Genomic DNA, 10,097 nt, shown 5'->3' on the forward strand with positions numbered 1-10,097 from the left:
CGCTCGCCGCCGTCCGTGCGCTGGCGCTGGCCTGGGCCGTGTCCAGCGCCAGTGGCGCCTGGGCGTGGGCGGCCTCGAAGGCCGCACTCCACAGGGTCTGGGGGGCGGAGGCCGGCAGGCGCAGCAGGAAGTCCCCCTCCTCTGGAATGCATTCCACGCGGCACACCAACCAGCTGGCGTGCAGGCGGATGTCCACCCCGCCGTCGCTGCCGGGGGCAAAGTTGGGCGCCACCTGCAGCGGCACGGGCAGCAGCACCGTGCCTTCGTAGCCGTAGTTCAGCATGTCGCCGACGCGGATTTGCTGGGGCACGGGCCAGGCGATCTCGCCCGCCTGCAGGCCGGCCGGCAGTTGCCAGGCCAGCTGCGTGGGCAGGCCGGAGTCGCCCGCGTTCTTCCAGTAGGTGTGCCAGTCGGGCTGGTGCTCAATGCGCAGGCCCAGCGCCAGCGGCCGCCCCGGGGCGATGCCCTCGGGCGCCAGGGCCACCAACTGGGCGCGCACGCGCGGCGTGACCACGGTGTCGGAGGGCCCCTGCGCCGCCGCGCCGCCCAGCTTGAGCTGCAGTTGCGCCTGGGCCGCGGTCGGCAGCGCGGCGCCGCACACCAGCAGCAGGCTCAATAGGATCAGCGCCCAGGCAAGGGGCAGGCGGCGGAGAAAAGCGGGGGCAGATATCGGCATGGCAAAGCTTGGAGGCGGAAACCGTATTGTGGTTCCTTCCGCAGGGCGCCTTTCGGCCGGGCGGCGGCGTACCGCAGCAACACGCTCTAAGATCAGGGCCATGTGCTCCTACCCCCTCCCCGTGAACCCGCCCGATGTCCCCGATGTGCCGCTGACGGCCTGGCCCGCGCGCCATTGGGCCGGGGTGTCGGCCCGTGACTTCGCCCTGGCGCAGCGCAGCGGCCTGGCCGCGCAGACCGTGGCGGTGCTGCCCGTGGGCGCGGTGGAGCAGCACGGCCCGCACCTGCCGCTGTCGGTGGACAGTACCCTGGTGGACGGCATGGTCGCCGCTGCGCTGCCGCACCTGCCGGCCGAGGTGCCGGTGCTGGTGCTGCCCACGCAGCAGATCGGACTGAGCCTGGAACACGCCAGCTACGCCGGCACGCTGGGGCTGTCGCCCGCCACGCTGCTGGCGCTGTGGACCGAAATCGGCGCCTGCGTGGCCCGCGCCGGCGTGCACAAGCTGCTGATCTTCAACGCCCACGGCGGCAATGTCAGCAGCATGGACATCGTCGCGCGCCAGCTGCGCATGCAATGCGGGCTGCTGGTCTACCACAGCAGCTGGTTCAACCTGCCGCTGCACGGGGCCGATGCGGCCTTCAGTGCCCACGAGCACCGCTTTGGCGTGCACGGCGGGGAAATGGAAACCTCGATGCTGCTGCACCTAGCGCCCGCGCTGGTGCGCATGCAGCACGCGCAGAACTTCGCCTCCACCTCCGAGGAACGTGCTCGGGACTATCCCATTCTGGGCAACGGCAAAAGTGCCAAGCTGGGCTGGGCCATGCAGGACTACAACCCTTGTGGTGCGGCCGGCAACGCCGCTGCGGCCGATGCGGTGCGCGGCCAGGCGCTGGTGGAGGCCGTGGGGGTCAGCCTGGCGGCCCTGCTGGCCGAGGTGCACCGGCTGCCGGCCACGACCGTGGGCGCGGAGCCCAGCCCTCTGGGCTGAGGCCTGCGCGCCGTGGCAGGGCGGGCGGCTGCAATGTGCCGCGTGCCCTCTGATTCGGCACCGTGCGCGCGCCCGTCACCTGCGGTGCCTAGCTGGCCCAGCGCAAGGACGCAATATCGTGCGTATAAATGGGGTAGTTCATCCACAGGCCCTGCAAGCCCTTGCGTGCCACGGCACTGACCTGTGAATTAAACAACCAGACGTTGGCTGCATCCTGGGCTAAATACCGTTGCATGGCCGCGTACAACAACTGGCGCTCACGCGGGTTGCGGGATGCTGCGTGGCGATGCGTCAGGTCGCGGAAATCTGCGCTGTCATAGCCAAAGTAATACCCGGGATCGGCATAGATCATGTGATCCAGCGGCTCGACATGGTTGATCAGCGTCAGATCGAAGTCCCCCTGGAAGGTATTGCTCAGCCACTCCTGCCAGGTCACTGGCTGGAGGTGCACCCGAATGCCAACTTTCTCCAAGTACGCGGCGATGAAGGGGCCTCCTTCGCGGGCGTACGGAACGGGAAGCAGGGTCAGCGTGAGTTCCAGGGGCGTCTTCACGCCAGCTTGTTGGAGCAGCTCTTTGGCACGCTCCGGGCTGTAAGCATGCAGGTGCGCAAGATTCAGGAAGCCAGGGTCCGTAGGGGCAAAGTGGCTGCCGATGACATTGCCTTTGCCTTGCAAAATGCTGCTGACGAAAGCTTGGCGATCGATTGCATGGGTGATTGCACGGCGTACCCGTACATCTTTCAAGACAGGGTGGCGGTGGTTGACGGCCAGCATGCCTTTGCCACTGGAAGAGCCCAGTAGCACTTGGTAGCGCGGATCGCCGTGGAAGCGGTGCAGATCGTGTGTGATGAAATTGATGAAGACATCCACCTCGCCTTGCTCCAAGGCTCGAGCCTGCTCTTCCAAATTATTGATAAAACGGAACGTGGCGTGCTCAATCGCTGCTTTTTCTGGTGCTCGAAAGGTCGCAGACTTGCGCATTTGCACACTGTGTCCCTTGCGCCACCTGACAAATGCATACGGACCTGTACCAATCGGTTGCGTGGCAGCAGAGGTGGCTGAATTAGGGTGAAGGATGACTGCGCTGGCTTCTCCCAAGTGAAAAAGAAAATGTGGATCAGGATTGCGCAGTTCTAGCTCGAAGCGAAGAGCGCCTTTGGCGGTCATGCGCTGAATGTTGTCAAAGACGCTTTTCTTGGCCTTGTTTGGAGAGTTCGGAGCCTGTGCTTGGCGAAAGCTGAAGAGCACACACTCCACATCCAGCGCAGCGCCATCGTGAAAGCGCACATTCGGCACCAACTCAAAGGTGTAGATGCGTTGACTGGCGTCGATCTGCCAGCGGGATGCCAGCAACGGTTCGACGGCTCCGTTTTCGCTGATTTTGACCAAGCCCTCAAAAATGTTGTAGAGCACCACCTGGCCGCAGGCGGCTGCTGCAAATCGTGTGGGGTCCAGGCCATCAGGCTCCAGTGCAATATTCAGCGTTACGCTGTCACGCCGGGGTTGGGCAATAGCGGAGAGTGGCAGACAAGCCGCCAAGCCGGTTGCGCCCAATTGCTGGAGGCAGCTGCGACGAGGAATGTTCGGTACAGGCATGAGAGGGAACATGGCGTGCTTGGTTATTGGCTGCGATGACCGTATGTATCAATCAGTATCCGATAATTGACCAAGCGCACGCGGCTTGTCAGCAGTTATTTGATGCTACGAGTCATGTTGCGAGGTTGGCTTTCATCTTTGTAACGCGCGGATAAGCTCAGGGAACTGGCGAACCGGCATAGCCCATGGGGCGCCGGCAGATCGCTGAATCGGCATGCACAAGCTTCAACAGTACAAAGACAAACATCTCTGGCATGTGATCGCAGTCGTGGTCATCGTGCAAGTTGTACTTGCTTGGGCAGGCATGCACGTCTATACGGAGCGTGAGCTGCGTTATCGCCACCAAATAGAGAGTGTGCTCAAGAGCAACAACGACCGGGTGCTCCAGAGTTTGGCCAAGTGGCGGTCCAGCACGCTGGCTGCAGCTGAGTCGCTGATGGACGACAGGCTGTTTGCTCAGGCTTTATCACGTTGGCTGGTTCAGCACGATGCACTGGTACGCGATGATTTGGAAAACCGTCTGCGCAGTCTGACGGAGCGCAATGAGTTTGCCAAGGTGCTGCTACTTGATGCCGAAGGGCGCATCCTGATAGCAACGGCGGGTGCGGAGGAGCGCACGCTCCCGGAGCGTGAACAAGCGGCGTTGCAACAAGCCTTGCTGCAAGCGCAAGCGGTGGTGGTTGAGCCTTACCGACAAGCTCAATTTGCTTACCCCACGTTCTCTGTGCTCACCCCCTTGTACGATGGTTTGCAGCCTTTGGGCGCACTGTGATGGTGGTGGACTTGCGCGCCAACCTTTTCCCACTCTTGAATGTGATTCAGCAAGGCAGTGCTACCGCAGAATCGATGTTGTTGCAGCGCGAAGGCTTGGACGTGGTGCACATCAATCCGTTGCGGCATCGTATTTCCCAGCCATTGGAAAAGCTGGCTTCGGTTGAACAGGATGATGACTTGGTGGCGGTGCAGGCCTTCGCTGGTATTCGTGGCGTTCTTTACGGTCCTGACTATCGCAGGCACCAGGTGTTGGCAGCCAGTGGTGTGGTGCCCGATTCACCCTGGTTGCTGGTGAGCAAAATCGATGTGACCGAAGCGTTTGCCCACGATCAGCGCAAAGAAGGCGTTTTTTTGGGTTTGCTGATTGGGGGTTCAGCATTTCTCATGTTGTCCACGGTGCTGTACTGGATATGGCTCACGGGGAAGCGCGAACATGTGCTCAAAATCGAACTCGAAAACCACATGAAGTGGCTGGAGCGAGCGCAGAAAACGGCATTGCTGGGCTTTTTCTCGATCGATTTTTCAAACCGGAAGATCGAGCTGTCCCCGATGGCGGTCGAGATATTGGGAACGCAAGGCCAGCGGCAACTGACTTTCTCCGACTTGGCGCGCTACATACCCGCAGAACAAATCAAACGCACGCTGCGAAAGCTGTTGAAGGTACGGCGTTTCGGGACGGTGCAGAAAATTGAGTTCGATCTGCGTCCCCAGCTCCCGCAGTCGCATACGCATACGTTAGAGTGCTGGTGCGAAATGGAAGATGCCGCCGCATACGATCAAACGGCCAAAATTATTGGAACCATCCAGGACATCACACAGCGCAAGGCGACGGACCAGGCCCTGGAGGAATACCGCACTTTGCTGGAGCACCAGGTACGCAAAGACAGCTTAACCGGGCTGTCTAACCGCCGCGCCCTGGATGAGGCATTGGACCGGGCATGGGAACATGCCATGCGTGACAATCGGCCTTTGGCGGTGCTGGTGATTGATATCGACCATTTCAAAAGCTACAACGACCACTATGGCCATTTGCAGGGGGATGTGTGTCTGCAGCAAGTGGCCCAAGTCCTTGAGCAGCAGGTCCAAGGGGGGCATGGGTCTGTATTCCGCTTTGGTGGGGAAGAGTTTGTGGTGTTACTGCCCAGCACCACGCTCGCTCAGGCCGAGCAGATAGCCTGCCATCTTTGCCAGGATATTCAAATGCAAGGCCTCGAGAACGCCGCAGCTCCGGAGGTGCAGGTGGTCACGATCAGCGTCGGCGTTGCCAGCGTGACACCGAGAACGGGCGACTGTTTGGGAGGCCGCTCTTTGATGGCCATGGCGGATGCCGCGCTGTACCAAGCCAAGAGCGCTGGGCGCAACCAGGTGTGCGTGCAAACCGCAGACTGAACGGCCCCCGGTCTGTGGCGGGATGGTGCCGCCAGCGTCACCCCGCCTTGGGGCGTGCGGTGCTGTTGAAATGTTTCCCTGATCCCCTGCGGGGAGTTCGTGCCGCGACGCAGGCCGTCGCCATGCCCGCATCCGCGATGGACGTTCAGCGCAAGCGCACGATCCGTGATCCCAAGGCCTCGGTGCTCACTGACGGACTGCATCCATCACCGGTTTGCATCAATTTTTCACCGGGCCTGCCTTCCCATCCTCAACGGCAAATTGCGCCAGCGTCGTGACCGGGCTGTCCGCACGCAGGGGGTCGGCCACGGTGCGCAGCTGGGTGCGCCAGGTGGTGGGGGTGATGTCCACCAGGCTGTAGCCGCGTTCCTCGCAACGTGCCAGCAGCACCTGCGGGTTGTGGGCACGCAGGGCGTCGACCTTGTCCTGGGTGGTGCCGCTGCGCGAGCTGATGGAGGTGGTGCAGAACTCGCTGGCCAGCACCGGGTTGCCGGCGCCCGGGGGGCGGTCGGCCAGCGTGGGCACGGCGCAGACGTAGTTCTGGTGGATGTCACCGCCCAGCAGCACGCTGTTGTGCGGGGCGGCTTCGGCGATCTGCTGGCTCAGGCGCTGGCGGGCGGCGGGGTAGCCGTCCCAGCTGTCGGTGGACTGGTGGCCGCTGGGCCGGCGGCGGGCGGTGAACAAGGTGGTCTGGGCCACCACGCTCCAGCGTGCGGCTTCGGGGTGGTGGCGGCTGTCGGCCTGCAGCTGGCGGCCCAGCCAGGCTTCCTGTTCGCGGCCCAGCAAGCTGCGGGCGGGGTCGAACAGCTCCGGGCAGCGGTCCGTGTGCACGCTGCCGCTGTCGGCCTTGCCCGGTGTGCGACAGGCCTGCAGGCTGCGGTACTGGCGGCCATCCAGCAGGTGCAGCTGGGCCAGCGATCCCCAGCGCAGGCTGCGGTACAGCTGCAGCCCCTGCAGGCTGCGCTGCAGGGCCCCGGCGCGCAGCGGCATGTTTTCGTAGAACGCCTGCCAGGCGGCCATGCGTCGGGCCAGAAAGGCGCCGGCATCGCCCACGCCCTGGTCGGCGGCATAGTCGTTTTCCACCTCGTGGTCGTCCCAGATCACGCTCCAGTTGCAGACCGCGTGTGCGGCCTGCAGCAGCGGATCGCTTTTGTGCAGTGCATAGCGGTCGCGGTAGTCCTGCAGCGTGCGGGCGGTGCGCAGCGGTTGCGGGCGGGCCAGGCCTTCGGCGTTCGCGGGCTGGGCGTACTCGTAGATGTAGTCGCCCAGGAACAGCACCAGGTCCGGCTGGTCCTGCACCACGGCGCGCCAGGCGGCGTAGTGGCCGTGCTCCCAGCGCTGGCAAGCGGCGAAGGCCAGGCGCAGCCGTGGCACCGCTGCCCCGGGCGCGGGGGCGGTGCCGCAGCGCCCGGTGGGGCTGATGGCGTCGCCCTGCATGAAACGGTAGAAATAGTGGCGCCCCGGCGCCAGCCCGTTGACCTGCACATGCACGGCGTGCCCCCATTCGGGCAGGGCCTGGGTCTGGCCGCTGGCGGCGATGTGCCGGAACGCCGGGTCGTGCGCCAGCTCCCAGCGCACGGTCAGCGCGGGCAACGGCGGGGCCTCGGCCTGGCCCAGCCAGTGGGCGGGCGGAGTCAGGCGCGTCCAGATCAGGGCGTTGTCTGGCTGCGGGTCGCCACTGGCCACGCCCAGGGTGAAGGGATCGTGGTCGGGGTGGGCGCTGCCGCTGCGGGCCCAGGCGGGCACCTGGGCCAGGACTGCCCCCAGGCCGGCGCCCAGCAGCAACCCACGGCGACCGGTGAGCGAGCGATGGAAAAGTGAGCTGTTCATGCAGGTGTGGTGCGCGCTAAAGGTGGTTTTTGCTGAAAGTTCGTCCGTGCCGCACGGGCGACCTGGTGATGCGACATCGCGGCCACGAGGTCGGTCACCGGGGTGCCGGCCGCGGCGTGCTCAAGGGGCGGCATCCACGCTGTCCGGCAGCAGCCACAGGTGGGTGCACTGCCAGTGGTGCAGGATTTCGCGCAGCACCAACAGTGCTGCGGCCGCACGCGGATCGGGGGGCAGGTCGGGGTCCTGGTGGCTGTAGTGGCGGCTGGACTGGGCCACCAGGCGTTCGAACAGCGCCTCGATGGCCTCGCGCGTGATGGCGGGCACCCCGCCTGGGGCATGGCCACCGACGGCCTGCAGGGCCAGGTGCCGCAGCAGGGGATCGCGCGTCGCCAGCAGGGTGTGCGCGGGCAGCAGGCGTGCCAGCGGCATGACGGCGTCCTCCACCTCCATGATGCCGGCCTCCAACTGGGCGGGCGTGGGCATGCGCAGCTGGAAGCTGCGCTGGCTCAGCGACTGCAGACCCAGCGGCAGATGGTGCAGCACGGGGGCGCTGGTGTCGCTGTCGCTGACCAGCAGGGTGCAGACGGGGCCCTCCACCGCGAACAGCGCCAGGGCCTGGTCGGGGGACAGGGCCGTGCCCAGCTGCGTGCGCAGCTGTTGCAGGGTGGCGAGGCCGGGGGGTTGCGCGGGGCGGTCGCCGGGCGCCGGGGAGCGGGGGATTCCGGACATGGTGGTCTGCTGCCGTGGGGGTGCAAAGCCTTGGTTGTAAGCCCATTCCAATGCCCCTGCAGCGTACGCAGCGTGGTCGGTGCGCGGTGGCGGTCCGTCGCGGGGGGCTGGCCACCGGCGCTATTGCCGCCGCAGGGCGGCGGCAGAGGGCCTCAGGCGAAGGTGACCCAGTCGCGGGTGGCGGGCGTATCCAGGTGGCCCAGGGTGTTGAAGGTCTGCAGCATCAGGCGCTTGGGGCTGGTGCTGAGCTCGGTCACGGCCGTGTTGCGGATGCGCATGTTCAGGGCGATCGACACCTCGGCCGGTGCGCCCAGCACCAGGCCCGCGGCGGTGGAGATGGGGCCGCCGCTGCTGACGACCAGCACGTCCCCGTCCGGGTGCTGGCGGCGCAACTGGTCCAGGGTCTGGCGGATGCCGTCGGCAAAGCCTTCCCAGGTGGGCATGCCGGCGGGGCTGATCACGCCGGACATCCATTGCGCGATGGCATCGCACAGCAGGCGAAAGTGCGCCCGGTAGCGCTCCGGGGTGTCCGCCGGCGGCAGTGGGTCGGGGTGGATGCAGCGGATCAGCGCGTGGCTGTCGTACTCGTTGAGTGCCGGCAGGGCCTGGGCTGCTGGCAGGCCGGGCAAGGTGGCCTGGATGCCTTCCAGCGTCTGTACATGGCGGCGCAGCGTGCCGGTGCAGACCGCGTCGAAACGCTGGCCGCGCTCGTGCCAGTAGCGGCCCAGTTGCTGGGACTGCTGCAGCCCCAGGGGGCTGAGCTGGTCGTAGTCATCGGCGCCAAATGAAGCCTGGCCATGGCGTACAAGGTAGATGGTTCCCATGGCCGCAGATTGTGGAAGCGGTCGATGCGGAATGCCTGTCCTATCGGAGACGATGGTGGCGGCCGGGCCGCAGTCCCGGAGGGGGGCAGGCCGGCCCGCAGGTGCGTGCGCCTGCAGGCTGGGGCGCCGTGGATTGGGTGGAGAGAAGGTTTTGATAGCTGTCAGCGCTGATGGGATGAGCGCTGCAGCCACTTTCCATTCACAGCTGCGGTGGCAGCTGCACCCAATGGTTGTCCAGTGCCAGGTGGTCGCTGCGGCCGATGGCCGCCTGGCCGGGCCACTGCAGCACCTGCTGCGTGCCTGCGGACCACACGGGCGCGCGCGGCGGCTGCAGCGGCTGGATCACGCTGGGGTTGCTGAGGCTGTACACGCCGGCCTGGGCATCCTGGCGCAGGCAGCGCGCCAGGGCGTTCGGCGTGGCCGGGGGTTGCCACCAGCTCAGCACGTCGGCGCGCGGGCAGCTGACGGCAAACAGGTGGCCGTCACTGCTGATGTCGCCGCCATAGCCCTGCCAGGGCGCGCCGGTGGGGCGGGGGGCGGTGTGCAGCCGCTGGCCGTCGAACAGGGCCAGCACCGGGGCGTGGAGCTTGTCCTCGGCCAGGTCGTGCTCGGCCTGCAGGGCAATGCCCAGCCAGCGCTGGCCCGGGTCCCAGGCCACGGCCGGCCCCCACGCCAGGTGGCGCAGGCTCAGCCGCGGATCGGGCAACTGCCATTGGCCGGCGAGGGCGCCCTGGCCCTGGGGCCGCAGGCGGACGATGGACGAGTCCATGTGGTCCAGGCGCAGCTTGCGGCGCCCGGTTTCGGGCTGCGTGGGAATGCCGCCGTTGGCCACCACCAGGCTGCCATCGCGGTCCAGCAGCAGCTGGTGCGGGTCCATGCCGCCGGTGCGCCATTCGGCGATCTTCTCCAGCGTCTGCGCGTCGCGCACGCCGATCAGGCCCTGGCTGTCGGCCAGGTCGGTTTCGGTGGTGTAGAGCTGCCGGCCGTCGGCACTGGCGATCACGTGGCCGTTGAAGGCGCGGTCGGGCTCGATCCAGTGCCAGTGCGCGCGGCCATCCGGGTGCAGCTGCAGCAGCCAGTCGCCGGGGCGGCGGCTGGCAAACAGCAGGCGGCCATCGACCAGTTGGGTCATGCCGTGGGCCCGCGTGGGGATGGCGTGGGCCTGGACCACCTGCAGGCGGTCCGTGGCGGCGGTCGGGGCCTGCAGCACACCGACAAACAGGTCGGGCCCGACGGCCCAGGCCGCGGCCCAGCGGGGAGGCTGGGCGGCCTGCGCCCAGGGCGCGTGGG

The 10,097-nt window shown here is 66.3% G+C and carries 9 protein-coding genes; 3 read left to right on the forward strand and 6 right to left on the reverse strand.

The features are described from left to right. Nucleotides 1-676: protein-disulfide reductase DsbD domain-containing protein (locus tag SJH88_RS16975; RefSeq protein ID WP_274755159.1), on the reverse strand; the 676-nt coding region annotated here is incomplete at its 3' end. 100 nt (nt 677-776) lie between these two features. Here SJH88_RS16975 and SJH88_RS16980 point away from each other — a divergent pair. Then, nucleotides 777-1,664 (forward strand): creatininase family protein, encoded by an 888-nt coding sequence (locus SJH88_RS16980; protein ID WP_274755160.1) that lies wholly within the window; start codon nt 777-779, stop codon nt 1,662-1,664. A gap of 88 nt (nt 1,665-1,752) precedes the next feature. Here the strand turns inward: SJH88_RS16980 and SJH88_RS16985 are convergent, their stop codons facing one another. Further along, entirely contained in the window at nt 1,753-3,261 is a 1,509-nt protein-coding gene (locus SJH88_RS16985) for an ABC transporter substrate-binding protein (RefSeq protein WP_274755161.1), read from the reverse strand. Between the two features lie 214 nt (nt 3,262-3,475). Between SJH88_RS16985 and SJH88_RS16990 the strand changes: the two genes are divergently transcribed. Together SJH88_RS16990 and SJH88_RS16995 are read left to right on the forward strand one after the other, a co-directional pair. Beyond that, nucleotides 3,476-4,033 carry a hypothetical protein gene (locus tag SJH88_RS16990; protein ID WP_274755162.1) on the forward strand — a complete coding sequence of 186 codons (558 nt, stop codon included), beginning with the start codon at nt 3,476-3,478 and terminating at the stop codon, nt 4,031-4,033. Further along, the gene (locus SJH88_RS16995; RefSeq protein WP_274755163.1) at nt 4,033-5,424 is read left to right on the forward strand and encodes a GGDEF domain-containing protein; all 1,392 of its coding nucleotides are present in this window, start codon (nt 4,033-4,035) and stop codon (nt 5,422-5,424) included. Before SJH88_RS16990 ends, SJH88_RS16995 begins: the two co-directional genes overlap by 1 nt. Before the next feature lie 219 nt (nt 5,425-5,643). Here SJH88_RS16995 and SJH88_RS17000 read toward each other — a convergent pair whose 3' ends face one another. The 4 genes from SJH88_RS17000 to SJH88_RS17015 form a co-directional block, all read right to left on the reverse strand. Beyond that, on the reverse strand, nt 5,644-7,254 hold the full coding sequence (locus SJH88_RS17000) for an alkaline phosphatase D family protein (RefSeq protein ID WP_274755164.1): 1,611 nt from the start codon (nt 7,252-7,254) through the stop codon (nt 5,644-5,646). Nucleotides 7,255-7,374: 120 nt separating this feature from the next. Continuing rightward, complete coding sequence (locus SJH88_RS17005) at nt 7,375-7,983, reverse strand: hypothetical protein (RefSeq protein ID WP_274755165.1); 609 nt, start codon at nt 7,981-7,983, stop codon at nt 7,375-7,377. A gap of 152 nt (nt 7,984-8,135) precedes the next feature. Beyond that, nucleotides 8,136-8,807 (reverse strand): histidine phosphatase family protein, encoded by a 672-nt coding sequence (locus SJH88_RS17010; RefSeq protein WP_260674688.1) that lies wholly within the window; start codon nt 8,805-8,807, stop codon nt 8,136-8,138. Between the two features lie 199 nt (nt 8,808-9,006). Beyond that, nucleotides 9,007-10,097: DUF1513 domain-containing protein (locus SJH88_RS17015; RefSeq protein ID WP_274755166.1), on the reverse strand; the 1,091-nt coding region annotated here is incomplete at its 5' end.

Source organism: Comamonas sp. GCA5 (assembly GCF_036541385.1).
Lineage (GTDB): Bacteria > Pseudomonadota > Gammaproteobacteria > Burkholderiales > Burkholderiaceae_C > Comamonas > Comamonas aquatica.

Coding starts and splice junctions, on each gene's coding strand:
- SJH88_RS17010 (WP_260674688.1), bottom strand. CDS start 8,807: ATGGGAACCATCTACCTTGTACGCCATGGCCAGGCTTCATTTGGCGCC.
- SJH88_RS16995 (WP_274755163.1), top strand. CDS start 4,033: ATGGTGGTGGACTTGCGCGCCAACCTTTTCCCACTCTTGAATGTGATT.
- SJH88_RS17005 (WP_274755165.1), bottom strand. CDS start 7,983: ATGTCCGGAATCCCCCGCTCCCCGGCGCCCGGCGACCGCCCCGCGCAA.
- SJH88_RS16990 (WP_274755162.1), top strand. CDS start 3,476: ATGCACAAGCTTCAACAGTACAAAGACAAACATCTCTGGCATGTGATC.
- SJH88_RS17000 (WP_274755164.1), bottom strand. CDS start 7,254: ATGAACAGCTCACTTTTCCATCGCTCGCTCACCGGTCGCCGTGGGTTG.
- SJH88_RS16980 (WP_274755160.1), top strand. CDS start 777: ATGTGCTCCTACCCCCTCCCCGTGAACCCGCCCGATGTCCCCGATGTG.
- SJH88_RS16985 (WP_274755161.1), bottom strand. CDS start 3,261: ATGCCTGTACCGAACATTCCTCGTCGCAGCTGCCTCCAGCAATTGGGC.